Consider the following 26,182-nt stretch of genomic DNA (forward strand, 5'->3'; position numbering starts at 1 on the left):
CAAGGCTATTTTTGCAACCGATTTAACATCTTGATTAACTATGCACTCAGGCCAATACCGGTTTTTGCGCACACCGGCAGTCGATACTGATTCGTTGCGGGTTAACGGCATCCAGTTTTAACGCCGTCAACTGCCCGCCCCACAAACAACCCGTGTCTATCGAATAGACGTTGTATCCTTCGTAAAAGCCCAGTGTCGACCAATGGCCGAAAATAATCCGCATATCCAGACTTTTGCGTCCCGGCACGGCGTACCAAGGCACCAAATCCGGTCCCTGGCTGCCCGGCGGGCCTTTTTGATGAAAATCCAGCTCGCCGGTAAGCGTGCAATAGCGCAAGCGGGTGAAACAATTCACCGCAAAGCGCAGTTTTTCGGTTTTGGGAAAATCATCCTGCCAAGCCGCCGGTTTGTTGCCGTACATGGAGCGGAAAAAACGCCGGTAATCGTCGCCTCCGATGGCCTGCTCGACTTCCGCCGCCATCGCTTTGGTTTGCTGAAAATCCCATTGCGGCGGCAGACCCGCATGCAACATGCAAAACCGATCGTTAAAATAAAATAGACGTTGCCGGCGCAGCCAATCGATTAATTCATCGCAGTCCGCGGCGCGCAATATGGGGCCCAGGGTATCTTTTTTGCCGGCGTTGCTTAACGACACCACGGTGGCGATCAAATGCAGATCGTGGTTACCTAAAACGCTGACGGCCGAATCGCCCAAGCCTTTGATAAAACGCAAGGTTTCCAAGGAGTTCGGCCCGCGGTTCACCAAGTCGCCCGCCAGCCATAATTGATCCTGGCTAGGATCGAATTTTACGACATCCAGCAGACGGCGTAATTCGTCATAGCACCCCTGAATGTCGCCAATCGCATAAATCGCCATCAGTGCAGGGTTCTGGGAATCGACAAGGTAAATTTAGGAATAGCGGCACTGAAATTTTCGCCGGTATCGGACACCATCTTATATTTACCCTGCATAACGCCCACCGGGGTTTCGATCATGGCCGCGCTGGTATAACGGAATGAATCTCCGGGATTTAAGTGCGGGTTTTCGCCCACAACGCCGTCGCCGTTCACTTCCTGCACCTTACCGTTGGCGTCGGTAATCAGCCAATGCCGGGTCAGCAGACGCGCGGGTACGGCGCCGACATTCGTGATGGTGATGGTATAGGCAAACACAAAACGATTTTGCTCGGGCGACGATTGACTCTCGATGTATTGCGGCTTCGCCTCAACTAATACTTTGTTTTTTTCGCTCATTGATAGATTATGTCATTCCGTATCCGCCGTATTTCAACCCAACTGATTTGCAAACGCAAGCCGACACATGAAGATAAACCGCCTCTTGTTTGCCTTAATGCTGGCACTATCGCCGGCTTTATCGACGGCCGAAGACGGCAAGGACTTGTTCGCGGCGGCGGCCGACGGAAAACTGGAGCGGGTGCAGGCCTTGTTGGCTCAAGGCATAGACGTCAACAGCAAAATCGAGCAGGACAGAACCCCCCTGATGGCCGCCAGCTTTAACGGCAATCAACGCATCATCAAACTACTATTGGGCTACGGCGCGGATGTCAATCTGGCCGATAAGCTCGGCTCGACCGCCTTATCCGACGCCGTGCTTTTCGGTAATGCGGAAGCCGTCAAACTTCTGATTGTCGCCGGCGCCAACGTCAATGCCGCCGACGGCCAAAAAGCCACGATTCTGGATAAAGCCAAAAAAATCGGCCGGCCCGACATCGTAAAATTACTGGAAGATGCCGGCGCCAAAGCGGCTGAAGCGCCGGCGGAAAACCCTCCGGCGGCCGATGCCGAAACCAAACCGGACAGTCAACCCGCTACAGAAGAGAAACCTGCGGACCCCAAACCATGACAGCACAACAACCTTTGCACATTCACATCCTAGGCATTTGCGGCACCTTTATGGGCGGCTTGGCCTTGATCGCCCGCGAATTGGGTTATACCGTTAGCGGTTCCGATCAAAACGTCTATCCGCCCATGAGCACCCAGCTCGAAGAGCAAGGCATCCGCCTGATGAACGGTTATCAAGCCGCCAACCTGGATTGCAAACCCGATCTGGTGGTGATAGGCAATGCCATGTCGCGAGGCAATCCCGAAGTGGAGGCAGTGTTAAACCGCAATCTGCCCTATATCTCCGGCCCGCAGTGGTTGGCTGAGCATGTCCTGCAAAAACGTTGGGTGCTGGCCGTGGCCGGCACCCACGGCAAAACCACGACTACCGGCATGTTGAGCTGGATATTGGAATTCAACGGTTTCAAGCCCGGCTTTTTAATCGGCGGCATACCCTTGAATTTCGGCATCTCCGCCCGTTTGGGCGAGTCGGATTTTTTTGTGATTGAAGCCGACGAATACGATTGCGCTTTTTTCGATAAACGTTCTAAATTCGTGCATTACCGCCCCCGCACCGCAATTTTGAATAATTTGGAATACGACCACGCCGATATTTTCGAAAACCTGGACGCGATTAAAAAACAATTTCATCATCTGGTTCGCACTGTTCCCGGCGAAGGCCTGATCATCGCCCCGTCCCACGAACAGCACATCGACGAAGTGCTGAAAATGGGGTGCTGGACACCGGTGATGAAAACCGCCATCGGCGCCGAGGCCGACTGGCAAGCCGAATTAATTAAAGCGGACGGCAGCTGCTTTAATGTCCATTTTGCCGGAGCATCTCAGGGCACGCTGACATGGAACCTGACCGGCCGACACAACGTATACAACGCGCTTTCCGCCCTGGCGGCCGCCCGCCATATCGGTATCGCGCCCAAAGATGCCATATCGGCACTGCAACAATTCCAAAACGTCAAGCGCCGCATGGAGGTCATCGTCAAAACCAAGGGGCTCACCGTGTACGACGATTTTGCCCACCATCCGACCGCGATTAAAACCACACTGGACGGCTTGCGCAAACAAGTGGGCCAAGAAAAAATACTCGCCATCGTCGAACCCCGCTCCAACACCATGCGCCTGGGGGTTCACACTCAATCGTTGGCCGAATCCTTATCGGAAGCCGACGAGGCCATTGTGTATCAGCCGGATAACCTGGGTTGGGATTTGAGCCAATTATTGCAATACGCCAACAACATTCGAATTTGTACCGACTTGGACACCATCATTCGAACCATCAAGGCGGAAGCGGGAAATATCTGCCATATATTGCTGATGAGTAACGGCAGTTTCGGCGGCATTTATCAACGCCTGAGAACGGAATTATAGTTTTTGGGTGTCATCGTAAATGACGGGCAAAAAAAAGCGGCCTGAAGGGGCCGCTTAGGAAAGAAGGGTAAAGCAACTCAGTCGCGCATAACAATACTTGAGTTGGGCAAATTATAGACCACGCATAGTTAATCCGAAATGTGACCGATTGTCACGTGCGGCAAACTGTCGCATACGGGTAATAAACCATGGCATTGTCTATATTTAACGGCCGAATATGAGGATTTAAGAGCCGCCCGCGAAGGCAGTAGCCAAACAAAATAACCTAACTAAAAAAATGGGCGGATTCGCCGAGCGACAGCCCGCCCAACAGGCCTACGGGAGGGACTTGAATCGGCTTAGTTACCGCCCTTAAAGCTGATCTGGAGTGCGTGCAGGGCATTTTCGCAATCTTCCGTGGCCTTCAGGCTGGGATCGTCGAAACATTGTTGGTTTTTGGCGCGTGCTTCTTTGACATTAGCCACATACCAAGCTATGGATTTGGCCTGCTCTGCCGGCTTAGCCTCTTCCGCGCTGATCACTTTAAATGCGCTTAACATTAATGCCAACGAGGCAACAAGCAGAATGATACTGTTTTTTTTCATGGTTTATCTCCCTATAAAATTGCTGGTTTATGCTCGCAAATCCGGGATCCCCGAGCGGCCCAAAGTCTAACCAATAACCGAATTTCGGAAAATGTGGCGGATTGCCGCGCGACAAATTGTCACGAGTTTGGTTGCTAGGAAACTGCGCGTTCAAGACTCGATAAAATCGGCGTTTATACTGCCTGAGCCAATTACTATAATGGCTGACTTCGTTCACGGGAGATAATCATGAAGTTTCTATTGCGCTTGGTTTTATTTTAGCTGGCGATCAATTTGACCGCCTGTTCCAGTATTTATTTAAACAGCCTGGAAAAAATCCGTCGGATGTATTTCCGCGACCGGTATCCATCAATGAGATTGCCAATCAAGTTGTGTGCCTTGCGACAAAAGCATCTACTTGGCTGATCGCTATCTTTCGGGCGCTCGCTTAGCCAAAGCGGATTACAAATAAATCCAATCGCTGAAGCAGGCCGCCTGTCCTCGATACAGGCCATGCCGGTCATGGACATTCCAGATCGCTGCATTGTTGATTCGAAAGCGTCGGCCGGTTTTGGAGACGCGGATACCCGTATAATTTTCCACAAAACCATTATTCGTGACCGCCGCCATCAGACGTTCGCGGGCTTGTTGATTTTCGGGCTCTACCGACAGCCGGGACGGCATGCCGATCAGTTCGTCCCAGTTCAATTCGAACAAATCCAAGGCCTTTTCATTGGCATAATTAAACACAGGGTCGGGGTCGGTATTGTGCGACAGCAGCGCAAATTCAGCCGTAAACACCCGCCGCCCCAAGGTGTCTTCACCGATGTTTTCCAAAAAAGACCGGTGCAACAGGTTTTGATAACTATCGATCAGCAAAGCCACATGGTCCCGGTAAAAATGATTGCCCGCGCAGGGCGCTAGCATTTTTTGCATTTGGCAGCCTCGATTTGATGATCGCCATGACCGTTTTTGACATGTATCGTTGTCGGAATATTACCATTAGATTAAAAAAATCCATTTATCCCTTATAAGGACTAAACTTTGCAGAGTAGCAACTGTCGATTGATGCGGTTGACTCTCAGCCATAACTAACCGAGGTGATTCATGTCCATACAAAACGAGTTCGAAAATTTGCTCTCCAAACTGAACACCGAGCGCGAAGAGCTGCAACTAAAACTGCATCTTGCCGGCCTGGAAGCCAAGGATGAATTCGAGCAGGCCGAGCAGCATTGGCGACAAATCAAGCAAAAGGCGGCGGAAATCGCCGACGACTCCATTGAGACATCGGAAGACTTCATCGCCAAAGCGAAAATCGTCGGCGAGGAACTCAAGGAAACTTATCAGCGTATCGCCAAGCGTTTATCCGAATAAAGCCGCTTAGTTGAGCGGCTGGATACCGCCGGAGATTCTCGCTCTCAAGCCCGCCGGCCAAATGCCGCTATCGCCCGGCAGGTAATTACTACCCCCCTTTAGCTTTAATTGGCCCCGGTTCTCTACAAGGTGTAGCACGATGATCCTAATTTTAAAAAGAATCAGTCATTCCACTTTGGTTCCCGATATCGAAGTATTCATCCTACCCGCGCTTAAAGGCGGATTGTTTGCAAAATCCGGCCACCTGGAAAAAATCAGTATTCAGATGCTGCGGGCGGCCAATTGCGAGGCAGCGGAATTCAATGCGCTGGTCCGCATAGAACCCGACGCGGCGGCCAAACGCGTCATCAAACAGTTAAACAGAAAACCGCTGAACGGCAAGCCCATCAACATAGCCGAATATTATTTGCGGTTGCGCGACAATGACCGCCGCGGCAGCGGTCAAAAACCGCTCACCGACAGGCGCCGGAAAGACCGCAGGCGTTCGGATTTGCAGTTGACCGATATTACCGCGGAAAGGAAAACCTTGGCCAACAGCCAAACCATCAAAGGCTGGGAAACCGACATTACCCTTTAGGCCGCGTTCGGCATGCCGCCGTCCGCTTCATTCCAACTTCACGAGAATTTTGCCGATCCTGGCCTGCCAGTATTTCGGGGCCGTGTTATGAATCGATTCGCCGCGGCTATCCACTGCCACCGTGACCGGCATGTCCTCAACCACAAACTCGTGTATGGCTTCCATGCCCAGGTCCGGAAAGGCCACGATACGGGCCTTGCGAATGGCCTTGGACACCAAGTACGCCGCGCCGCCGACCGCAATCAGATAAACGGCCCGATGTTGCTTGATCGCCTCCACCGCCGCCGGTCCGCGCTCGGCCTTGCCTATCATGCCCAGCAGACCGGTTTTTTCCAACACTGTGTCGGTAAAGCCATCCATCCGGGTCGCCGTGGTGGGGCCGGCGGGACCGACCACTTCGTCGCCCACCGGATCGACCGGGCCGACATAGTAGATAAATTTGCCGGTAAAATCGACACCGCTGGGCAAGGACTCACCTTTTGCCAACAGATCGACGATGCGCTTATGGGCGGCATCCCTCCCGGTCAACAAGGTACCGCTGAGCAACAGGGTTTCACCGGGTTTCCAGTCTGCGACGTCCTGTTTGCTGAGCGTGTCTATATTGACCCGGCGGGCATTGCCGGCCGCTTGGGTGATGACCGGCCAATCCGCCAGTTTTGGCGGCGTCAACAGCGCCGGGCCGGAACCGTCCATGACAAAATGCGCGTGGCGGGTGGCGGCGCAGTTGGGGATCATCGCCACCGGCTTGTTGGCGGCATGGGTCGGATAATCGAGGATTTTCACATCCAATACCGTGGTTAAGCCGCCCAGACCTTGCGCGCCTATGCCCAGCGCGTTGACTTTTTCGTACAACTCCAGCCGCAACTCTTCCAACCCATTGCCGGGGCCACGGACGATCAAATCCTGAATATCAATGGAACCCATGCAGGCCTGCTTGGCTAGTATCATGGCTTTTTCGGCGGTGCCGCCTATGCCGATGCCGAGTATGCCGGGCGGACACCAGCCGGCACCCATGGTCGGTACGGTTTTCATCACCCAGTCGGCGATACTGTCGGAAGGGTTGAGCATCGCGAATTTGGCTTTGGCTTCCGAACCGCCGCCCTTGGCGGCCAGTTCCACCTCGACTTTGTCGCCGGCTACCAGCTCCATGTGGATTACCGCAGGGGTATTGTCCTTGGTGTTGATGCGCTTGCCGGCCGGATCCGATAAAATCGAAGCCCGCAACACGTTATCCGGCTGCAAGTAAGCGCGGCGCACGCCTTCGTTGACCATCTCGCTTACATCCAGATTGGCATCCCAACGCACCTCCATGCCGATCTTCAAAAACACCGTCACTATGCCGGTATCCTGGCAAATCGGCCGCCGGCCTTCCGCGCACATGCGGGAGTTGATCAGAATTTGCGCCATCGCATCCCTGGCGGCCGGGCTTTGTTCTTTTTGATAGGCCGAATACAAGGCCTTGATGAAATCCTGGGGATGGTAATAAGAAATGTATTGCAAGGCATCGGCAATGCTTTGGATGAAATCGTCTTGGCGGATAGTGGTCATGGCTGGTTCCGATAGGATTAACATAATCCGGGAAATTTATCACGGCAGCCCTCGCCAAGACCAATCCCATGCCGAAACTTCGAAACCGGACGATGCTCGAAACCGAGCCGACAAAAGTTCGATCCCGCGGATTGAACTTGGCAACACCGATTATCGGCATTGCGGCGATACGATAACCGATTACTCAATAGTCAAACTCCGTTTTAGTAACGCGGCAAACTGCTCGGCCGGTAGCGGCTGGCTGAATAAATAGCCCTGCATTTCATCGCAGCCTTGCTGATTCAAGAAAGTCTGTTGTTCTATGGTTTCGACTCCTTCGGCGATAGTTTGCAACCCCAGGCTCCTGGCTAGACTGATCACGGCACTGACGATGGCTTTGTCCTCGGCGTCGGTGCCGATATCGCGCACAAAGGATTGGTCGATCTTGAGCTTGTAGACCTTGAATTTTTTCAGATAACTCAGCGAGGAATAACCGGTGCCGAAATCGTCGATAGCCATGCGTACTCCGCGTTCATGCAGATTGTCGATCAAATCGATGGCGCTTTCCGGATTCAGCATTGCCACGCCTTCGGTCAATTCCAATTCCAGATAGTCTGGCGCCAAGCCTTCTTGCTCCAACACGCGCGTGACCAAGTCCGGCAGTTCTCGGTTGCGGAACTGTACCGCGGATAAATTGACGGCCATCACCAATGAGCCCAGTCCCTCGGCTTGCCAGGCCTTAGCCTGCCTCACGGCACTACGCAACACCCATTCTCCGATCGGCAGAATCAATCCGCTATCTTCCGCAACCGGTATGAACTCCGCCGGCGAGACCATACCTAAAGCCGGATGCCGCCAACGCAACAAGGCTTCCGCGCCGATGATACGGCCGTCGAACATCGAAACTTGCGGCTGGTAATAGACCTGCAATTGCTCGAGTGTCAGCGCGTGGCGCAAGGCATTTAACAATAGCAGATTACGCGTTGCTCTCGCCTGCATCTCCGGCGTGAAAAACCGATAGCCTTGGCGGCCTTCCTGTTTAGCGCTGTACATCGCGGCATCCGCGCTTCTGAATAATGTTTCCGGATCCTCGCCATCGCCGGGATAAAGCGCAATACCGATCGATGCGGTCAGCGTCAAGTTATAGTGCCCGATCGAATACGGCTCCGCGATGGCATCCAACAGTTTTTGCGCCACCAAGGCGGCTCCGCTGGCATCGATGCCCGGCAACAGCAAAATGAATTCATCCCCACCCAGGCGCGTGACGGTATCCTCCTCCCTCAGCAATCGGCGCAAACGATCGGCGAGCTTAACCAACAGAGCGTCGCCGACGCTATGGCCCAGCGTGTCGTTAATATCCTTGAAGCGGTCGAGATCGAGAAACATCAAAGCCAAATATCCATGACCGCGTTTGACCAGGCTAACGGCATACCTGACGCGGTCGTCCAACTGAGCCCGATTGGGCAAACCGGTCAATGGATCGAAGTTAGCCAGCAGTTCGATGCGCGCCTGTGCCAGCTTGCGTTCGGTGATGTCTTGCACCGTGCCGACACCCGCTAAACAGTTACCGGCCGCATCGAACTCCAATTCTGCCCGCTCTTCCACCCAGCGAATGTCGCCCTTTACGACAATGCGGTGCTCGATGCGGTAAGGCGCGCCTTTCAGCGCGGCTTGCCAGGCATTATTGAGATGGTCCAAATCATCCGGATGCACATGGGATAGGAATAATGGGTAGTCCACCGGAATATCCGAGGATAATCCGAAAATGCGATAGGTTTCCGCCGACCACTCCAAACTGCCTTGCCCCAAATCCAGACGCCAACTGCCGATTTTGGCCACGGCCTGCGCCCGATTCAGGTTGGCTTCGCTACGCAGCAGTGCCAGCTCGGTCTGCTTTATCGCCGTTATATCCTGATAGACGCCCAGTACGCCCATGGTTTGCCGCTCGGAGCTCAGCAAAGGCACTTTGGAAGTTCTCAACCAGATAGCCTCGCCACCCGGCTTGGTCAAGGGCTCTTCATAAAAAAGCTTGGGCACGCCGGAACTCATCACTTGGCGATCATCGTTTCGATATAACTCGGCCAGCTCCCGCCACGCCAATTGAGTGTCGTTCTTGCCGATGATGTCCCGGGGACTGTCGGCGCCCGCATCGCGGGCAAAGGCCGGATTACAGCCCAAATACGTCAATTCCGAATCTTTCCAAAAAATACGCAGCGGTACCGTGTCGATGATGGTCCGCAGCAAATTACGGGAGTCCGCCAATTCCGCCAGCGCTTGCCTACGCTGACTTTCTCGTTCAAGGTTATCGAGGGCATAATCGATGTCCATCGCCATTTCCACCAACAGGTTACGCGCATCTGCGTCAAAGGCGTTGACGGTGGCGGCATAAAGCGTCAGCGCCCCAACCACTCCGCCATTTCCATGCAAAGGCAGCGCGGCCGACGCTTTCCAGTCGAACTTGGCACCGCGCTCGCGCCAGGGGGCGGTAGCGGGGTTTTGTTGAAAATCCTGGCACCAGAAAGGACGGTTGTCGCGCATGGCCGTGCCGGTTGGCCCGCTACCGAACGGATTATCGGGATCGATCGAGATCTCGATGTCTTGTAGATAATCGGCGTCATTGCCATACCAAGCCACGGGCTTGATTTTCCCGCTCTCACTATCCAGCCAACCAATCCAGGCCAGCTTCATGCCGCCGAAGGTCACCGCGGCGCGACAGATTTCCGAAAACAGCTGCTGCTGGTTACCGCAACGCACGATAGCCTGATTGCACTGGCTCAAGGCGGCATAGAGTTGCGTCAAGCGCTGATTTTTGGCTTCGGCCTGCCGGTGTTCGGCATCGAGTTGGGCCAGCTGGACTTGCGTTTCGGACACCCACGCCATGATGTTGTTTTTCCTGCCGCGGCCGGCCGGAATCACCGATGAAAAATCGCCGCTGCCCAGGCGGACAAGAGCGTCATGCAGTTGATCAAGCGAGCCGCCCAAAATGTTGAATAAACTCCGATAAGCCCGCCATAACATCAGCACCAACAATAGGCCGAACGCGATGAACACCCCTCTCAATAGTCCGGCTTTAAACAATGCATTTTGAACCGCCGCCGAGGTACGGCTATCCACACTCCGATAGAACTCATCAATCAACCGCATAATCTCGGCCTTGGCTTGATAATACGCCGTATCTTGCAGCATCAGGTTCGCTCGGTTCCGATCGGCCTCGGTTGGCGAAGAAACGGACTCGAGCTGCTGCATCACGGCATATTCGGTGCGAGCAAGCGCGTCCGATTTGTCTTTGGCTTCAGCCAACTTCGCAAATTCGGCTTCGGTGAATCCGGCCTGTCGCATCAGGTCCAACAAGGGAATATTCCTTGAGCTGTCCGGCCTGGGCCGGCGATCGTCCTGTAACACCAAATCCCAATAGATCAAATGATAATCAACCGGTCTTGCCTGCTTGCCGTCACGGATATCGAGGATTTCTTGAAAGTGGCGTTTATGGATGGGGTCGCCGGTTGCTACATAACTGCGAACCGTCCGTGTCAAATCGTCGGACGATTGGCGCAATTCGTCCGCCAACAAAAAAGATTGGAACCGTTGTTCGTTGGCTACATCGATTTGTTTTTCGGAGCGGACATAGATCGCAAACACAACCGCGAATACGATGAACATCGCCATGGTCAGCCAAAGACCGGCGGAGAATCGGAACAAATACTGCTTGAGAGACGTCATGGTGTCTTTTAGATTATTAGGCGTTGGATATTGCCTGCAAAAAACATCAAATTCGATATTGTTTTAATGCTTATTCTATGTGAATTAGAAAGGCGGATACGAATATTAATGGCCTCGGGCCAGGGATGAACGGATCGAGCGGGCAAAACAGCCGCTCAAGTTCGCTCAGCGACAAGCCCGTATATTCGGCTTCTAAACTTCCCTTGTGTAGGTAACGACTTACAATCGGCTTCGGATATACTGTTGCTCATTGCATCCCCGCGTGTTTGACCGTTAAAGGATTGTTTTTTAATTCTATGCCTTCGCTTTCCCGAATCCGAACCATTGCCAGCGCCTTATTCTCTCACCCGGCGCATGCGGCCTACCTTGCACCCATCCTGGTCGGCATCGGCTATTATCTTGGCGCGGTGCTCGGCGTTAAGGCTTCGATCATGTCGGAAGGCATCGCCATTCTGTGGCCGCCGAATGCGTTTTTACTGACGGCATTGCTGCTGTCGCCGCCACGGTACTGGCCCGCCTTCGCATGCGCCATCGTTCCCGCCGAAATTTTGGCGGACTGGCCGACTTTCAGCATAAAACAAGCACTGATGTTTGCAGCGGTCAATATTCTGGAAGCCGTCCTGACCGCTGTTTTTCTGAAACATAGCATCGGCCTGCCGGTCAAGCTGGATCGCCTAAGGCATGTCGCATTATTCGGTTTTTTTGCCCTGGTCTTGGCCAGCGGCTTGGCGGCCCTGCTGGGAGCCGCCGTTTATACGGCAACGGCCGACGGCGAGGTTTCTTACTGGGCGAATTGGCGCATCTGGTGGTTTGGCGACGGCTTGGGACTGTTGATTATCACGCCGGTATTGCTGAGCTGGTTTCAGCCTCAAATCCAAGACAAACCCTCACCTACGGCCAAACGCCTGCCCGAAGCCGCGCTGTTGCTGGTTACAACCATTGCCGTGGGTATATGGATATTTTCTCAATCCGAGTATTTGACCAACCAATTTCCGATCAGCCCCATGCTGTTGCTGCCGATGACGATTTGGGCCGCCGGGCGTTTCGGCATGCGCGGGGCGGCTTCGATCAATCTGCTGATTGCCGCCATCAGCATTTATTGCACCATCAATCAGATGGGCCCATTCGTCTCGATGCAGGCGGCCGACAATGTACTCCGATTGCAGGAATATATTGCCGCCTTGGCTTTATCGTCGCTGACACTGGCCGCGCTACTGCAGGAACTGAATTTACAAAACGAGCAGCTCAAAATTCTGGAACGCGCCATAGACGCCGTCAACGACGGCATTCTGATCGCCGACGCCAGAGCAAAGGATAACCCGATTATTTACGTCAACAGCGGTTTCGAAGCTATTACCGGTTACCGGGGCGACGAAGTCAAGGGCAGGAATCCGCGTTTTTTGCAGGCAGGATTCGATCCGGCCGTGCTCGACAGAGTCAGGCAGGCCATTGCCGGCCGGCGGCAGGTACGCGCCTTATTAAGAAACCGCCGGAAGGACGGCTCGATTTTCTGGAACAATATCATCATCGATCCCGTGTGCGACGACAGAGGCCAGGTCAGCCATTTCATCGGCATTCAGCATGACATTACCGACATCATGGAAACCGAAACCGCCTTGCGTAGTGCCAGGGATGAACTTGCAGAGATTAATCGCGATCTGGAACAACGCATAGAACAACGCACCCGAGAACTTCAACAAGCCAATCGGAAACTTGAAGGCTTGGCCGCAACCGATCCGTTGACCGGGGCCTATAACCGCCGCTATTTCTTAACGCATGCCGGCGAGGAACTCGAGCGCGCTATTAGGCATCGGCGCCCGCTGTCGGTTATTGCCATCGATATCGATCATTTCAAATTAATTAACGATCAACACGGACATGTTACCGGCGACAAAATATTGGTCGCGTTGACCGAAACCGCTAAAAACGCGCTGCGTCCCGCCGATATTTTCGCCCGCTTTGGCGGCGAGGAATTTTTTATTCTGTTGCCGGAAACCCTACTGGACGAAGCCGTCAACGTTGCCGAACGCCTGAAAGCCAGGATATTGGAGCTCCGGGTTGCGGATGTAGGCTTTACCGTCAGTATCGGCATCGCCCCATGGGCGGACGACACCGACATTGAGCCGTTGCTGGAGCGCGCCGATCAAGCCTTGTATGCCGCCAAAAACCAGGGCCGCAACTGCATTCGTATCGCGGCCTAAGTTCTAAAGCCTGGACAATCGCCTCGTCCCATGCAAGAACGCTTGCTTGCCGTACAGGACGCCGTGAATACTTCCCTGCAGGCGTTCCCCACTTTCACGGCAAACTAGCGCGATATTTCGCTCCCGAATTCAATCCCGGTTTGCACCAAGAAATCCCGAATCCCTTCCTCGTCGAACGGCCATCCCAGTTCCGAGCCGCTCGGCGGATGCAGCAATACCGGTATGCGAATCGCATAGCGTTGCTGCCATTGTTCGCCGGCCATGATGTCTTGCTTCTCAAAACTCAAACCGGTCCGCAATAGCAAACCCTCGGCGTCCTCGCACAAATGGCAGCCCTCGGTACCGAATAAAACCAAGTCGGCCATCAGTGTTTGGAAATTTTGTCCAGGTAACCCATGATGAAAGCCGAAACCACCAAGGTAAGGTGAATGATTACATACCAGAGCATCTTCTCGTTGTTGATATTTTCCACTTCCATGAACACTTTCAACAAGCGGATCGACGAAATGGCCACGATGGAAGTCGCCACTTTCAGCTTTAACGAGCCGTAATCGTGCGTGCCCAGCCATTCCAGCTTTTCGGCCTCGCTGCCGATATCCAGCCGGGAGACGAAGTTTTCGTAGCCGCTGAACATCACGATCAGTGTCAAACTGCCGACCAGGGTCAAATCGATAAAGGTCAGCAATTTGAGGATGATCTGGCCTTCGTCGATGTCCAGAACATGGGGGATGAAATGGTACAGCTCTTGAAAGAACTTAACCGCCAGCACCAACAGGATCAGGCTCATGCCCAGAAAAACCGGCGCCATGATCCAGCGGCTGGCATACATCAGGCGTTCCATAAAATGTTCGAGGCGTAATTGCATGCGGTTTACCGTGGTTAATGGTGTAAATGCGCGGCCAACCAGCGCTCGGCGACTTCAATATTGATTCCTTTACGTCTGGCGTAATCCTGCAACTGGTCTTGGTCTATCTTGCCGACATTGAAATATTGCGACTCGGGATGCGAGAAATACCAACCGCTGACCGCCGCGGTAGGGTACATGGCGAAATTTTCGGTCAATTCGATGGTCGTCGACTCGGTCACGTTCAACAGCTCGAACAACTTGGCTTTCTCGGTATGATCGGGGCAGGCCGGGTAACCGGGAGCAGGGCGAATGCCCTGATAAGCCTCCTCGATCAAGGCATGGTTTTCGTGCGTTTCGTCCGCGGCATAGCCCCAATAATCCTTGCGGACCGCTTGATGCATGTATTCGGCAAACGCTTCCGCCAAGCGGTCGGCCAAGGCTTTCAGCATGATGCTGCTGTAATCGTCGTGATCCTGTTCGAATTCGGCCAGCTTGGTTTCGATGCCGATACCGGCCGTCACGGCAAAGCCGCCCATATAATCGGCGATACCGCAGCCGACCGGCGCGATAAAGTCGGACAGACAGTAGTTGGGCCGTCCCGGCGCCTTGACGTTTTGCTGACGCAAATGATGCAGCACTTCCCGTTGCTGGCTACGGCTGTCGTCGGTGTACAGCACGATATCGTCATCGACGCTGTTGGCCGGAAAGAAACCGATCACGGCTTTGGCGGTCAGCCATTGTTCATCGACGATGCGTTTCAGCATGGCCCGGGCGTCTTCGAACAGCTTGCTTGCTTCCTGGCCGACCACCTGATCGCTCAGTATGGCGGGATAACGCCCGGACAATTCCCAGGTCTGGAAAAACGGCGTCCAGTCGATATACGAAACCAAGCTATCGAGGGGAAAATGATCGATAACCCGGATTCCGAGGAATTTGGGTTTTACCGGTTGATACCCTGCAAAATCGAATTTATTATGCCGGGCTTTTTGCAGATCGAGCTGCGGGTTTTTGGCATGGCGGCCTTTGTGCCGTTCGCGCACCTGCTCATATTCTTCGCGGGTTTTTGCCACGAAATCCGCTTTCAAGTCCTCGCTGAGCAGGGCGCTGACCACCCCCACGCTACGGGAGGCGTCGGTAACGTAAATAGTCGGATGCCGGTAATTCGGTTCGATTTTGACGGCGGTATGCGCGCGCGAGGTGGTGGCGCCGCCTATCATCAGCGGAATGCTGAAACCCTGGCGCTGCATTTCCTTGGCCACATGCACCATTTCATCCAGCGATGGGGTAATCAGGCCGCTCAGACCGATCACATCGACTTTTTCTTCGCGGGCGGTTTTTAAAATGGTGTCGGCCGGCACCATTACCCCCAAGTCAATGACTTCGTAGTTGTTGCATTGCAACACCACGGAGACGATGTTCTTGCCGATGTCGTGCACATCGCCTTTTACGGTGGCCATCAATACCTTGCCGTTGGTTTGACGCACGGAACCGTCCACTTCGGCATCCATGAACGGCATTAAATAAGCCACGGCTTTTTTCATGACCCGGGCCGATTTCACCACCTGCGGCAGGAACATCTTGCCTTCGCCGAACAAGTCGCCGACCACATTCATGCCGTCCATTAGCGGCCCTTCGATAACATGCAGGGGTTTTTCCGCTTCCTGCCGAGCCTGTTCGGTGTCTTCATCGATGTAATCGGCAATGCCTTTCACCAAGGCATGCTCCAAGCGTTTTGTGACCGGCCATTCGCGCCATTCCAGGGTTTCCTGCTTGGCGGCCTGGCCGCTGCCGCGATATTTTTCGGCGATTTCCAGCAGCTTTTCGGTGCCTTCCGGGGTGCGGTTCAGGATCACGTCTTCGACGGCGTTACGCAATTCTTCCGGAATGTCGGCGTAAATCGCCAATTGGCCGGCGTTGACGATGCCCATATCCATGCCGGCTTGCACCGCGTGATACAAAAATACCGCGTGGATGGCTTCGCGCACCGGATTGTTACCGCGAAACGAGAACGACACGTTGGAAACGCCGCCGGAAATCAAGGCATGCGGCAAGGTCTGCTTGATGATACGGGTGGCTTCGATGAAATCGACGCCGTAGTTGTTGTGTTCCTCGATGCCGGTGGCGACCGCGAAAATATTGGGGTCGAAGATGATGTCTTCCGGCGGGAAGCCGATTTGTTCGGTCAGAATTTTATAAGCGCGGCCGCAAATCTCCACCTTGCGCGCCATGGTGTCCGCCTGGCCTTGTTCGTCGAAGGCCATCACGATCACCGCCGCGCCATAGCGGCGCACCAGTTTGGCCTGTTCGATGAATTTGTCCTCGCCTTCCTTGATCGAGATGGAGTTGACGACCCCCTTGCCCTGAATGCATTTCAGGCCGGCTTCCAGAATTTCCCATTTCGAGGAATCCAGCATGATCGGCACCTTGGCGATATCCGGCTCGGCGGCGATCAAATTCAAAAACCGCACCATGGCGGCTTTCGAATCCAGCATGCCTTCGTCCATGTTGATGTCGATGATCTGCGCGCCGTTTTCGACTTGTTGCTTGGCGACTTCCAGAGCATCTTCGTAACGCTCTTCGACGATCATTTTCTTGAAGACCGCGGAACCTGTGACGTTGGTGCGTTCGCCGACGTTGACGAACAAGGTCTCGGGACCGATGCTCATGGCTTCCAGTCCGGCCAGATGGCAGCGCTTTTCCTGCTCGGGAATTTGCCGCGGCGGGTATTTGCTAACGGCCTTGACGATGGCGCGGATGGTGTCCGGGGAAGTGCCGCAACAACCGCCGATGATATTCAAATAGCCACTGGCCGCCCAGTCGGCCAGTTCGGCGGCCATTTGTTCAGGCGTTTCGTCGTATTCGCCGAATTCGTTGGGCAAGCCGGCGTTGGGGTGGGCGGAGACGTAAGTATCGGCAATGCCGGATAATTCCTCGATGTATTGGCGCAATTCCCGAGCGCCCAACGCGCAGTTGAAGCCGATTGAAATCGGTTGCACATGTTTCAACGAATACCAAAACGCGGCGGCGGTCTGCCCGGACAACGTGCGGCCGGAGGCGTCGGTGATGGTGCCGGAAATCATCACCGGCAATTTATAACCGAGTTTGTCGAAAGTTTGTTCGACCGCGAATATCGCCGCCTTGGCATTCAGGGTATCGAAGACGGTCTCGATCAGAATGATGTCCGCCCCGCCGTCTATCAGGCCTTGAGTGGCTTCGCTGTAAGCATCGACCAAGTCGTCGAAGCTGATATTGCGGAAGCCGGGATCGTTGACATCCGGCGACATGGAGGATGTGCGATTGGTAGGCCCCAATACGCCCGCGACAAATCGCGGTTTGTCCGGCGTCGATGCGGACATTTCGTCCGCGGCCTGCTTGGCCAAGCGCGCGGAAGCGATATTGATTTCATAGGCCAAGTCTTCCATGCGATAGTCGGCCATGGCTATCTTGGTGGCGTTGAAGGTATTGGTTTCGATAATGTCGGAACCGGCCTCGAGATAGGCCTTATGAATGGCCTTGATGATGTCCGGTTGAGTCAGCGACAACAGATCGTTATTGCCTTTAAGATCGCTATCCCAATCGGCAAAACGCGCCCCTCGATAGTCCTTTTCTCCCAGCTTATAGCTCTGTATCATGGTGCCCATGGCCCCATCCAGATATAAAATCCGTTGTTTTAATTGCTGGTTTAATCGTTGTATGCTGTTCATTGGCGGGAATAAATCGATGTTAATTCTGAATGGGCCGTAACAGCCGCATTGTTTTTTGAACCTTGGAAATTGAGGAAATCATGTCCAAACCCAATCTACTACATGTTGTAAAAAGCGTTCTTGCCGCCGCAATTGGCGTACAAAGCGACAAAAATCGGGAAGTGGATTTCAAGCACGGCTCGCTGCCCGCCTATATCATTGTTGGCTTGATTGGGACAGTGTTATTTATTTTGGCTATTGTAACGATAGTATCGCTGGTTACCGGTTGATCTTGGGGGCTTTTAACGAAAAAAGCCCAAGAAAACTTGGGCTTTTTTCAGGCCGCCAACAAGTTAATTGCCGGAAGTTTTAAAGCTGTTTTTAATGCTTTCGAACATTTCCTTAACGCCGCCGAACAGATTGGCGGGCGTCGGAGCTTCTTTAAATATAAACAAAGAGCGGATCACCGAAACCGCCAAAAAGCCGGCGATAGGCGGTAATAATTCGAAAATTACCGGCATAATCCATCCCCCCGCGCCTTCCTGAGTTTTACGGTCGCCAACGCTGGTTAATTCGCGGTCATACTCGCCGCCAACGTCTCTGCCGTCCAAACCGTCGATAATCATGATGTTGATGTTGTAGAACAGCACCTGAACCACCAAATAGACGATGGCGCAAATGCCCACCCACATCAACACATTATCTTTTTTCGCTTTCATCAGTGATTGATAAACCCAGATCACTGTCAAAACCATAATAATACCGCCAATCATATCTTTCCCCTTAATTAACTGTTTTTATTTTTGTAAAGTCAGTCTGAAACTTCATACTACCATAAACCAACGCATTGGCAATTTGTGGCGGCATCTTTACTTAAATAGCTATCAATCGCTTGACATTAAAGTCAGCTAAAGTAACATATCAGCCTCGAAGGCCGGTTGGCTGGCAATTTTTATAACAACTAAACAAAAGGTAGGAGGCACCCATGGGAGCGATCTTAGACTTAACAGAAATGTTAAAAGAACCATCAGGTATGATTGGAGCGGTAGTAATTATCGCTGCAGGATACTTCTTCGTAAAATGGGTGTTCCAAGAGCCTAAAGACGAGGAATAAGCTAGATAGCTTCTCGGAGCCTAGTTTTTCTGATTAAAGGCGGCACGGTTTCCCGGGGCCGCCTTTTTTGTGTCCGAGCGATTTCACCAGCCAAAATACCTTATACTTTGTATATTTTTTGTCTGGCCGATTAGATGTCTAACTTGTTCGCATCCAAAATTCACACCCTTTATCAACAACAAGCACCCGCCACCGGCATCGGCCTCTTCAGACTGCTGTTCGGCCTGATCACCTTACAGGAAATACTTTTCCTGATTTATTTTAACCACCTGATTTTCGACCCCATACCCTATATGGACGTCGAGTTTCCGATGATCGTTTTTTTTCTGTGGCTATGGGCCGCCATTGCCTTTTGCCTGACGATTGGCTACCGCTGCCAGGCCAGCAGCATCGCCAATTACATTTTTTGGCTGGTTTTCGTCAATTTCACCCCCATGCAACGGGATTTCGACGGCGGTTTCGATTTATTCATGATCGGCGCCAATTTTTTTCTGATCTTTATGCCCACCGATAAGGCGTTTGCAATTGACGGACTCAGAAAAAAACTGGCCACGCCTTTTGTTCACTATGCCCAATATGCCGCCGCGCACGTATCCAAACTAGCCTATTATCTGCCCGTGATCGCCTGCCTAGGCTTTCTGTATTTCGATTCGGCCATCCATAAAATGTTCGCCGAGCACTGGCGCAACGGTCTTGGCGCTTGGCTGCCGTCGTCCATGCCTTATTACATTTCCGCGCTGGACATGTCCCGGCTATTAAACGTCGAGCCGCTGCAAAAACTCATTGGCTACACCATCATTGCGTTCCAATTCAGCTTTTTGCCTTTGTTTTATTTCAAATTATTACGGCCGCTGTATTTTTTAATAGGCACTGGCTTACATCTGGGTATAACTCTGTCCTTCAACATCTACCCCTTCGGCATGGGCATGTTGATTTTCTACACGCTGATGATGCCCTTTTCCTGGTATAAACAACTAGGCGAATGGCTCAGAAAACCGCGGCCCATCCTGACGGTTTTTTTCGACCAACAATGCCCGCTGTGCAATCGCACCGTGCTGATTTTGAATCATTTCGATATTCTGCACGCCGTCGACTTCAAGCCGGCCCAAACCTATGCCCGCCAATATTCGGCACTGGATCAACTGGACGACGCCACTTTATTAACCGATCTCTACGCATTGGACGCCCAAGACAAGCTGTACGCAGGTATCGACACCTACGCGCAAATTTTTATTGCCATGGGCTACACGGCGGTAATCGGCTGGATCATCAAACTGCCTTTGGTCCATTCCCTGGCCGGCGCCAGCTACCGCCGCATCGCCGACAATCGCGCCCGCCTGAACTGCGACGTCAGTTGCATAAATGAGCCGCGAAGCATTTTCCAGCCCACGCTCTACGAGCGGATTTTCGAAGCGGAAACAGCCCAACAACAAAAACGCAACGCTCATAAAATCAGCAAGGTGCTGTTAGCCATCATTTTGCTGCAACTGAACAGCAGCTTGCACTATGGCTTACTGTACCGTCTAAAAGTGGACACCCGGCAATCGCCCATCGCCAGCGTCATGGCCGATATGAGCAATGCCATACTGATGTTCTCGCATACTTTCCTGGGTATTACTCCACATGCCTTGTATCTGCATGACCATTTCGAAGGCTACAACCATTTGCTGGCGATTACCTACCTGGATGCAAACGGCATCGAACACTGGCTACCCTTTGTCGACGAACAAGGCCGGCTGCTGGCACCCAATTGGGGTAGAGTCCATTCGATGTGGGCCAACATAGCCGTCACCCCCAATATCGATGAATTGCGCTTAAAAAAATTCATCATGAAACTAACCGCATTCTGGGGCAAAAAACTCGATCTTGATTTTGAAAACACCCGCTTCATCATCAAAATGAAAAAAACCGACGCGCCGTCCGTTTGGGAAAAAGATCTAAGGAATAAGAACCTATCGGGAGCGTGGCAGGCCATAGGCTCGGCGCAATGGAGCGGCAAAGAGTTCAAGATCAATCTGCCCAGGGATATCGACATGCTTTGAAAATCACATTTAAATTGGGTCTTGCATGCTGCTTTTGGTCATGCTATAAATTTTATGTGCTTAACTTAAGTGCACAAAATTATAAAAACCTTATTTTACTCGGAGGATGTTATGAAAAAAGTATTTTCTGTCTTAGCTATGGCGCTTATGATTGTCAGCTTGAGCGGTTGTATGGACGACCCTGATCAAGGCAATCCAAAACCAAAAAACTACGGCACACCTAACCAAGTAGGCTCTGGCGTCAACTAAGCAATAGCGTTGACAGGATTTCTCTTAAATCCTTTGTAAGGCCCACTTCCGTGGGCCTTATGCCTTCCTCCAAGCCTATATTTATTTTGCAGCCAAGGCTTTCCGTGTTATAAGCCTTACCGTGCTTAATATATCTAGTACAAACAAAACTATAAAAATACCTATTTGGAGGATGTTATGAAAAAAATATTATCTCTTTTAGCGATGAGTCTGATGCTTGTTAGTTTGAGCGGCTGCATGGACGACCCTGATCAAGGCAATCCAAAACCAAAAAATTACGGCACGCCCAACCAAGTAGGCTCTGGAGTCAACTAAGTAGTAGCGCGCGTTGACAGGATTTGGTTTAAATCCATTGTAAGGCCCACATCCGTGGGCCTTATGCGTTTAGGGCCTTTACCTTCAAAATTGCTTTTTTTTGGTACACGCGCGGTATTCCGTGTTATAAATAACAGTGCTTAATATATTTAGTACAACCAAAAATAAAAAACTTAATTTGGAGGATGTTATGAAAAAAGTATTATCTCTTTTAGCGATGACCCTGATGATTGTTGGCTTGAGCGGTTGCATGGATGATCCTGATGCGTCAAAACAAAAAGTTTCCAGCTCTACTTCAGTACAGCTGTAACTTTTAGACGTAAGGCTCATGCTCACCTAGGTGGGCCTTCTTATTTTTCATAATCCTCCTTTCAATACCCCCACTCGCGAAAACCGATTATTTACCGGATTCCGCTGAAATATTCAGCATGGCTTGAGAAATCCAAGCCTCCGCCTCCGCATTAATATCCTTGGTACTTTTATTTAGCGTTGAAATCATGGGACCGATTTTGACTTTGATTACCCCGGGGTATTTCACGAAACTGTTACGCGGCCAAAACTCACCGGCATTATGCGCCAAAGGAATCACCGGAAAACCCGTTTTATTGGCCAGCATGGCACCGCCGGCATTAAACTTTTTATACGCGCCCGGCGCTACCCGCGTCCCTTCGGGAAAAATCAGCACGAACAAACCTTCCCGCAAACGCTCGACACCTTGTTCGAGCAGCATCTTCAAAGCTTCTTTCTGGTTGCTGCGATCGATTGCAATCGGTTTTAGGGTGGCCAACGCCCAGCCGCCGAATGGAATTTGCAATAACGACTTTTTCAGAACCGCCGTTTGCGGAGAGATAATTTGCCGTAAGGCGATGGTTTCCCAAGCCGACTGATGCTTGCTTAGAATGACGGCCGCCTGGTTTTTAGGGATATTTTCCGTTCCTTCCACTTCGTAGCTCAAGCCGCAACATAATTTCAGCATGTACAACAGACAATCGATCCAGATGTCCGCAAATCTATACCTCATCGAAAAAGGCAGAAAAAAACCGCCTAAAATCGCTACACCGACAATCGGCGTGGAAAATAAAACGTAGATAAAAAATAAAGTCGAGCCTAAATAGACTTTGAAATCAGCTTGTCGAGACGATGTAGTGTGCTGCGTCATAAAGGTTATCAAATATGGGTAAATTGAGCCGAGGATGGTTCTGCAGGGTTTTCAGACCTTTGCCGGTTTTAACCAGCACGGGACAAGCGCCCGCGGCCTGAGCGGCCTCTATGTCGCGATATGAGTCACCGACAGCATAAACCGTCTGTAAATCAACCTGCTTGTCTCTGGCAAAAGCCTCGAACAGTCCCGCCTTGGGTTTTCGGCAACCGCATCGATCTTTCGGTCCGTGGGGGCAAAAATAAATGGCTTCAATTCGTCCGCCCAGCGCCGCCGCCATGCGCTGCATTTTGTCGTGCATCGCCGACAGCGTAGACAGGTCGAACAAGCCTCTCGCCACCCCGGATTGATTGGTGATGACAACCACTTTGAAGCCATGCCGATTCAGCTCGGCGATGGCTTCCAGGCTACCGGGTAGCGGCAGCCATTCTTCGGGCGATTTAACGAACTCATCGGAATCGACATTGATCGTGCCGTCCCGATCCAGTATGACCCAACGCTCCGTCACGGTTGCAGTTTTGATATGTCGGCAATTTGTAAAAATTGATTGGACAGCATGGATAACAGAGCCAGACGGCTGTTGCGCAAGGCGACATCATCGGTATTTACCATAACGTGGTCGAAAAATGCGTCCACGTTGTCGCGCAGTTGCGCCAAGCGGTTCAATGCCAGCTGGTAATTTTGCTCGGCCAATAAAGGCACGATATCCGACTCCGACGCTTCGGCCGCGGCCAACAGGTTCTTTTCCTCGGCTGCAACCAGCACGCCGATAGCAGCGGAAACCGCTTGTTCGGATTTTTTCAAAAGATTGATGATGCGTTTGTTGGCTGCCGCCAGACTTTCCGCTTCCGGCAACTGCCTAAATGTCTGTACCGCCCGAATTCTCTGCCAAAAATCGAAAGGCCGGGTCGGATTGACCGCCAATACCGCTTCGAATTCATCGCCGCTATAGCCCTGATCCAGACAATAACCTCTCAAACGGTCGAAGATAAAACCGCTCACCTTTTGCCGCGTTTCGGCTTTGTTAAAAGCATGGCTGAATTGTTCCAGCGCCGCATCCAACAGTTCGACTACATCCAACCGCAAGCCGTTTTCAATGATGATCCGCAAAATGCCTAAGGTGGCTCGGCGCAGGGCATAAGGATCCTTATCGCCGGTCGGGATCAAACCCGCGCTGAATATGCCGGCCAAGGTATCGATTTTTTCCGCCAACGCCAGCGCCACGCTGATCGGCGCGCGCGGGATTTCGCCGCCGGATTGCTTGGGAAAATACTGTTCTTCCAGCGCCCGCGCTACGGATATATCCTCGCCATCCGCCCTAGCATAATAAAAACCCATGGTGCCTTGCAGATTGGCGAATTCGCCGACCATGCTGGTCATCAGATCGGTCTTGGCCAGCAATGCCGCGCGTTTGGCTAACGCAACATCGGCATCCAATTTTTCGGCTATCAGTGCCGTCAGACCGGTTACCCGCTCGGTCTTGTCGAACAAAGTACCCAAGTCTTTCTGGAATACGATGCTTTTTAAGCTCTCGACCCGATCGGCCAAGGTCTGCTTTCTATCCTGTTTCCAGAAAAATTCCGCATCCGACAAACGCGGCAACACCACCCGCTCGTTACCTTGCTGAATCGAAACCGGATTAGAACTTTCGATATTGGCGAAAGTAATGAAATGCGGCAGCAAACCGCCTTGCGCATTCTTGACCGGAAAATACTTTTGATTGGATTGCATGGTGGTGATCAGCACTTCCTTCGGCAATTCCAGGAAACGGGCATCGAAATTTCCCACTACCGGTACCGGCCATTCGTTCAGCGCCGCGATTTCTTCCAGTAAGTCCGCTTCGATATGCGCTTCGCCGCCGAGCTCAATTGCGGCCTGTTGCGCGCCGGTCTCGATTTGCCCCATGCGCTGTTCAAAGTCGACCGTTACTTTAGCCGCCAACAATTTTTCGACATAATCGTTTGGATGGTTCAGTTCGATAGCGCCGGGCGCATGCATGCGATGGCCGAAACTGATGCGACCGGTTTTCAAGCCCAAAATCTCGGCATCTATCACGTCGTTACCGAACAGCAATACCGCACTGTGCACCGGCCTTACGAATTCGTGCTCGTAGGCACCCCAGCGCATGCGCTTGGCGATCGGCAATTGCGCCAGACTTTTGCGGATGATGTCCGGGATCAGTTCGGCAGTGGCTTGGCCTTTCACCGCTTGCTTGAAAATCAACCACGCCCCTTTGTCGGTCTCCAGTTTTTCCAGCTGATCGAAGCCGGCACCGCAACTCGACGCAAAACCCAATGCCGCCTTACTCGGCGCGCCATCGGCGCCATAAGCGGCTAGTAGCGCCGGACCGCGCTTTTCGACCACCCTATCGGCCTGCCGACTGTCCAGATCGCGGATCAACACCGTCAGACGACGTGGAGTGGCGTAGGCTTTGGCTTCGCCGAAGTTCAAACCGGCATCCTGCAAACCGGCGATCATGCCGTCCAGTAACGCCTGACTGAGTTTTTTCAAGGATTTGGGAGGCAGTTCTTCGCCGCCCAGTTCGAATAATAAATCGTTGTTGCTCATGATTACGCTCCCTGTCTGGCAAGAATCGGGAAACCCAAGGCTTCGCGGCGGGCATAGTAGGCTTCGGCCACAGACTTGGCGAGGTTGCGTACCCGTAAAATGTAACGTTGACGTTCGGTAACCGAGATGGCGTGACGCGCATCCAGTAAATTAAAAGAATGCGAAGCTTTCAAGACCATTTCGTAGGCAGGCAAAGGCAGGTTTTGTTCCAGTAATTTCAGGCATTCCGCTTCGTAGGTGTCGAAGCATTGGAACAGGAATTCGACATTGGCGTATTCGAAATTGAACGCCGACATTTCCACCTCGTTTTGATGGAAAACGTCCCCATAAGTCACCACGCCTTGCGGGCCGCGAGTCCAGACCAAGTCGAACACCGATTCCACGCCTTGCAGATACATGGCGATACGTTCCAGTCCGTAGGTAATTTCGCCGGTAACCGGCTTGCATTCCAAACCGCCGACTTGCTGAAAATAGGTAAACTGAGTGACTTCCATGCCGTTCAGCCACACTTCCCAACCCAAGCCCCAGGCGCCCAGCGTCGGCGACTCCCAGTTATCCTCGACGAAACGGATGTCATGTTCCAGCAAGTCCAAGCCCAGATGACGCAGCGACCCCAAGTACAGCTCCTGAATATCGGCCGGCGACGGCTTCATCACCACCTGAAATTGATAGTAATGCTGCAAGCGGTTGGGATTTTCGCCGTAACGGCCGTCGGTAGGGCGACGCGAAGGTTGTACGTAAGCGGAATTCCAGGGCTCAGGGCCGATAGCGCGCAGAAAAGTGGCGGGGTGAAAGGTACCGGCGCCCACTTCCTGATCCAAAGGTTGCAGCAACACACACCCCTGATTCGACCAGTATTCCTGCAAGGTCAAAATCAGGCCCTGAAAAGTTGAGACATCGTTTTTGCTAGTCGACACGCTGAGAGCCACTTGAATGATAAAAATCGCTGAATTATACCTGAAAAAGCTTGTATAAGCAGGCTGGACAAGGTTTATGCCAGCTTGCTCACCGAGCC

At 52.5% G+C, this 26,182-nt stretch carries 24 protein-coding genes; 10 read left to right on the top strand and 14 right to left on the bottom strand.

The window, feature by feature from the left end; all coding sequences use genetic code 11:
• Positions 1-46: 46 nt before the first annotated feature.
• Both NP596_RS00725 and apaG read right to left on the bottom strand, forming a co-directional pair.
• Complete coding sequence (locus NP596_RS00725; protein WP_256613284.1) at positions 47-877, bottom strand: symmetrical bis(5'-nucleosyl)-tetraphosphatase; 831 nt, start codon at positions 875-877, stop codon at positions 47-49.
• Positions 877-1,254 (bottom strand): Co2+/Mg2+ efflux facilitator ApaG/CorD, encoded by a 378-nt coding sequence (gene apaG, locus NP596_RS00730; protein WP_013816821.1) that lies wholly within the window; start codon positions 1,252-1,254, stop codon positions 877-879. The genes NP596_RS00725 and apaG overlap by 1 nt, the downstream gene beginning before the upstream one ends.
• 67 nt (positions 1,255-1,321) lie before the next feature.
• Here apaG and NP596_RS00735 point away from each other — a divergent pair, with 67 nt between their 5' ends.
• Positions 1,322-1,864 carry an ankyrin repeat domain-containing protein gene (locus tag NP596_RS00735; RefSeq protein ID WP_256613285.1) on the top strand — a complete coding sequence of 181 codons (543 nt, stop codon included), beginning with the start codon at positions 1,322-1,324 and terminating at the stop codon, positions 1,862-1,864.
• A 14-nt stretch (positions 1,865-1,878) separates the two neighbouring features.
• Positions 1,879-3,228, top strand: a complete 1,350-nt coding sequence (gene mpl / locus NP596_RS00740) for a UDP-N-acetylmuramate:L-alanyl-gamma-D-glutamyl-meso-diaminopimelate ligase (protein WP_256613345.1) — start codon at positions 1,879-1,881, stop codon at positions 3,226-3,228.
• Between the two features lie 338 nt (positions 3,229-3,566).
• On the opposite strand, the gene NP596_RS00745 is transcribed toward mpl, so the two are convergent.
• Entirely contained in the window at positions 3,567-3,812 is a 246-nt protein-coding gene (locus NP596_RS00745; RefSeq protein WP_256613286.1) for an EexN family lipoprotein, read from the bottom strand.
• Between the two features lie 441 nt (positions 3,813-4,253).
• Positions 4,254-4,727, bottom strand: a complete 474-nt coding sequence (locus NP596_RS00750) for an MEKHLA domain-containing protein (protein ID WP_256613287.1) — start codon at positions 4,725-4,727, stop codon at positions 4,254-4,256.
• A 171-nt stretch (positions 4,728-4,898) separates the two neighbouring features.
• Here NP596_RS00750 and NP596_RS00755 point away from each other — a divergent pair, with 171 nt between their 5' ends.
• Entirely contained in the window at positions 4,899-5,165 is a 267-nt protein-coding gene (locus tag NP596_RS00755; RefSeq protein ID WP_256613288.1) for a hypothetical protein, read from the top strand.
• Positions 5,166-5,304: 139 nt separating this feature from the next.
• Complete coding sequence (locus NP596_RS00760; protein WP_256613289.1) at positions 5,305-5,742, top strand: RNA recognition motif domain-containing protein; 438 nt, start codon at positions 5,305-5,307, stop codon at positions 5,740-5,742.
• Between the two features lie 27 nt (positions 5,743-5,769).
• On the opposite strand, the gene NP596_RS00765 is transcribed toward NP596_RS00760, so the two are convergent.
• The gene (locus NP596_RS00765) at positions 5,770-7,290 is read right to left on the bottom strand and encodes a fumarate hydratase (protein ID WP_256613290.1); all 1,521 of its coding nucleotides are present in this window, start codon (positions 7,288-7,290) and stop codon (positions 5,770-5,772) included.
• 180 nt (positions 7,291-7,470) lie between these two features.
• Positions 7,471-10,989: a sensor domain-containing phosphodiesterase gene (locus tag NP596_RS00770; protein WP_256613291.1), complete on the bottom strand. Its 3,519-nt coding sequence runs from the start codon at positions 10,987-10,989 to the stop codon at positions 7,471-7,473.
• A 296-nt stretch (positions 10,990-11,285) separates the two neighbouring features.
• On the opposite strand from NP596_RS00770, the gene NP596_RS00775 reads away from it, so the two are divergent.
• Entirely contained in the window at positions 11,286-13,190 is a 1,905-nt protein-coding gene (locus tag NP596_RS00775; RefSeq protein ID WP_256613292.1) for a sensor domain-containing diguanylate cyclase, read from the top strand.
• A gap of 104 nt (positions 13,191-13,294) precedes the next feature.
• Here NP596_RS00775 and NP596_RS00780 read toward each other — a convergent pair whose 3' ends face one another.
• From NP596_RS00780 to metH, 3 genes are read right to left on the bottom strand one after another with little or no spacing between them, the layout of a single operon-like run.
• Positions 13,295-13,555, bottom strand: coding sequence for a glutaredoxin family protein (locus tag NP596_RS00780; RefSeq protein WP_256613293.1), 261 nt, complete (start codon positions 13,553-13,555; stop codon positions 13,295-13,297).
• Positions 13,555-14,055 (bottom strand): TIGR00645 family protein, encoded by a 501-nt coding sequence (locus NP596_RS00785; protein WP_256613294.1) that lies wholly within the window; start codon positions 14,053-14,055, stop codon positions 13,555-13,557. The genes NP596_RS00780 and NP596_RS00785 overlap by 1 nt, the downstream gene beginning before the upstream one ends.
• Positions 14,056-14,069: 14 nt before the next feature.
• Positions 14,070-17,741: a methionine synthase gene (gene metH, locus NP596_RS00790; RefSeq protein WP_256613295.1), complete on the bottom strand. Its 3,672-nt coding sequence runs from the start codon at positions 17,739-17,741 to the stop codon at positions 14,070-14,072.
• An 80-nt stretch (positions 17,742-17,821) separates the two neighbouring features.
• On the opposite strand from metH, the gene NP596_RS00795 reads away from it, so the two are divergent.
• Positions 17,822-18,010 (top strand): DUF2970 domain-containing protein, encoded by a 189-nt coding sequence (locus NP596_RS00795; RefSeq protein WP_256613296.1) that lies wholly within the window; start codon positions 17,822-17,824, stop codon positions 18,008-18,010.
• A 63-nt stretch (positions 18,011-18,073) separates the two neighbouring features.
• Here the strand turns inward: NP596_RS00795 and NP596_RS00800 are convergent, their stop codons facing one another.
• Entirely contained in the window at positions 18,074-18,439 is a 366-nt protein-coding gene (locus tag NP596_RS00800) for a hypothetical protein (RefSeq protein ID WP_256613297.1), read from the bottom strand.
• 266 nt (positions 18,440-18,705) lie between these two features.
• On the opposite strand from NP596_RS00800, the gene NP596_RS00805 reads away from it, so the two are divergent.
• The 4 genes from NP596_RS00805 (at position 18,706) to NP596_RS00820 (ending at position 21,440) form a co-directional block, all read left to right on the top strand.
• Positions 18,706-18,834: a hypothetical protein gene (locus tag NP596_RS00805; RefSeq protein WP_013821084.1), complete on the top strand. Its 129-nt coding sequence runs from the start codon at positions 18,706-18,708 to the stop codon at positions 18,832-18,834.
• Positions 18,835-18,968: 134 nt separating this feature from the next.
• A complete protein-coding gene (locus NP596_RS00810) occupies positions 18,969-20,876 on the top strand; it encodes a DCC1-like thiol-disulfide oxidoreductase family protein (RefSeq protein ID WP_256613298.1) in 1,908 nt (635 codons plus the stop codon).
• Between the two features lie 111 nt (positions 20,877-20,987).
• A complete protein-coding gene (locus tag NP596_RS00815) occupies positions 20,988-21,125 on the top strand; it encodes a hypothetical protein (protein WP_013821086.1) in 138 nt (45 codons plus the stop codon).
• Positions 21,126-21,302: 177 nt separating this feature from the next.
• Complete coding sequence (locus tag NP596_RS00820) at positions 21,303-21,440, top strand: hypothetical protein (RefSeq protein ID WP_256613299.1); 138 nt, start codon at positions 21,303-21,305, stop codon at positions 21,438-21,440.
• A gap of 397 nt (positions 21,441-21,837) precedes the next feature.
• On the opposite strand, the gene NP596_RS00825 is transcribed toward NP596_RS00820, so the two are convergent.
• The 4 genes from NP596_RS00825 to glyQ all read right to left on the bottom strand — a co-directional run bounded on the left by NP596_RS00825 (position 21,838) and on the right by glyQ (position 26,084).
• Entirely contained in the window at positions 21,838-22,461 is a 624-nt protein-coding gene (locus NP596_RS00825; protein ID WP_504129434.1) for a lysophospholipid acyltransferase family protein, read from the bottom strand.
• Between the two features lie 103 nt (positions 22,462-22,564).
• Positions 22,565-23,107, bottom strand: a complete 543-nt coding sequence (gene gmhB / locus NP596_RS00830) for a D-glycero-beta-D-manno-heptose 1,7-bisphosphate 7-phosphatase (protein WP_256613301.1) — start codon at positions 23,105-23,107, stop codon at positions 22,565-22,567.
• The gene (gene glyS / locus NP596_RS00835; protein ID WP_256613302.1) at positions 23,104-25,167 is read right to left on the bottom strand and encodes a glycine--tRNA ligase subunit beta; all 2,064 of its coding nucleotides are present in this window, start codon (positions 25,165-25,167) and stop codon (positions 23,104-23,106) included. Before glyS ends, gmhB begins: the two co-directional genes overlap by 4 nt.
• A gap of 2 nt (positions 25,168-25,169) precedes the next feature.
• Complete coding sequence (gene glyQ, locus NP596_RS00840) at positions 25,170-26,084, bottom strand: glycine--tRNA ligase subunit alpha (protein WP_256613303.1); 915 nt, start codon at positions 26,082-26,084, stop codon at positions 25,170-25,172.
• Between the last annotated feature and the right edge of the window lie 98 nt (positions 26,085-26,182).

Source organism: Methylomonas rivi (genome assembly GCF_024505165.1).
In the GTDB taxonomy this organism is placed as follows: Bacteria; Pseudomonadota; Gammaproteobacteria; order Methylococcales; family Methylomonadaceae; genus Methylomonas; species Methylomonas rivi.

Excerpts from the sequence above, each read along its gene's own strand:
- NP596_RS00725 (WP_256613284.1), bottom strand. The coding sequence starts at position 877 with ATGGCGATTTATGCGATTGGCGACATTCAGGGGTGCTATGACGAATTA.
- apaG (WP_013816821.1), bottom strand. The coding sequence starts at position 1,254 with ATGAGCGAAAAAAACAAAGTATTAGTTGAGGCGAAGCCGCAATACATC.
- NP596_RS00735 (WP_256613285.1), top strand. The coding sequence starts at position 1,322 with ATGAAGATAAACCGCCTCTTGTTTGCCTTAATGCTGGCACTATCGCCG.
- NP596_RS00745 (WP_256613286.1), bottom strand. The coding sequence starts at position 3,812 with ATGAAAAAAAACAGTATCATTCTGCTTGTTGCCTCGTTGGCATTAATG.
- NP596_RS00750 (WP_256613287.1), bottom strand. The coding sequence starts at position 4,727 with ATGCAAAAAATGCTAGCGCCCTGCGCGGGCAATCATTTTTACCGGGAC.
- NP596_RS00755 (WP_256613288.1), top strand. The coding sequence starts at position 4,899 with ATGTCCATACAAAACGAGTTCGAAAATTTGCTCTCCAAACTGAACACC.
- NP596_RS00760 (WP_256613289.1), top strand. The coding sequence starts at position 5,305 with ATGATCCTAATTTTAAAAAGAATCAGTCATTCCACTTTGGTTCCCGAT.
- NP596_RS00765 (WP_256613290.1), bottom strand. The coding sequence starts at position 7,290 with ATGACCACTATCCGCCAAGACGATTTCATCCAAAGCATTGCCGATGCC.
- NP596_RS00770 (WP_256613291.1), bottom strand. The coding sequence starts at position 10,989 with ATGACGTCTCTCAAGCAGTATTTGTTCCGATTCTCCGCCGGTCTTTGG.
- NP596_RS00775 (WP_256613292.1), top strand. The coding sequence starts at position 11,286 with ATGCCTTCGCTTTCCCGAATCCGAACCATTGCCAGCGCCTTATTCTCT.
- NP596_RS00780 (WP_256613293.1), bottom strand. The coding sequence starts at position 13,555 with ATGGCCGACTTGGTTTTATTCGGTACCGAGGGCTGCCATTTGTGCGAG.
- NP596_RS00785 (WP_256613294.1), bottom strand. The coding sequence starts at position 14,055 with ATGCAATTACGCCTCGAACATTTTATGGAACGCCTGATGTATGCCAGC.
- metH (WP_256613295.1), bottom strand. The coding sequence starts at position 17,741 with ATGAACAGCATACAACGATTAAACCAGCAATTAAAACAACGGATTTTA.
- NP596_RS00795 (WP_256613296.1), top strand. The coding sequence starts at position 17,822 with ATGTCCAAACCCAATCTACTACATGTTGTAAAAAGCGTTCTTGCCGCC.
- NP596_RS00800 (WP_256613297.1), bottom strand. The coding sequence starts at position 18,439 with ATGAAAGCGAAAAAAGATAATGTGTTGATGTGGGTGGGCATTTGCGCC.
- NP596_RS00805 (WP_013821084.1), top strand. The coding sequence starts at position 18,706 with ATGGGAGCGATCTTAGACTTAACAGAAATGTTAAAAGAACCATCAGGT.
- NP596_RS00810 (WP_256613298.1), top strand. The coding sequence starts at position 18,969 with ATGTCTAACTTGTTCGCATCCAAAATTCACACCCTTTATCAACAACAA.
- NP596_RS00815 (WP_013821086.1), top strand. The coding sequence starts at position 20,988 with ATGAAAAAAGTATTTTCTGTCTTAGCTATGGCGCTTATGATTGTCAGC.
- NP596_RS00820 (WP_256613299.1), top strand. The coding sequence starts at position 21,303 with ATGAAAAAAATATTATCTCTTTTAGCGATGAGTCTGATGCTTGTTAGT.
- NP596_RS00825 (WP_504129434.1), bottom strand. The coding sequence starts at position 22,461 with ATGAGGTATAGATTTGCGGACATCTGGATCGATTGTCTGTTGTACATG.
- glyS (WP_256613302.1), bottom strand. The coding sequence starts at position 25,167 with ATGAGCAACAACGATTTATTATTCGAACTGGGCGGCGAAGAACTGCCT.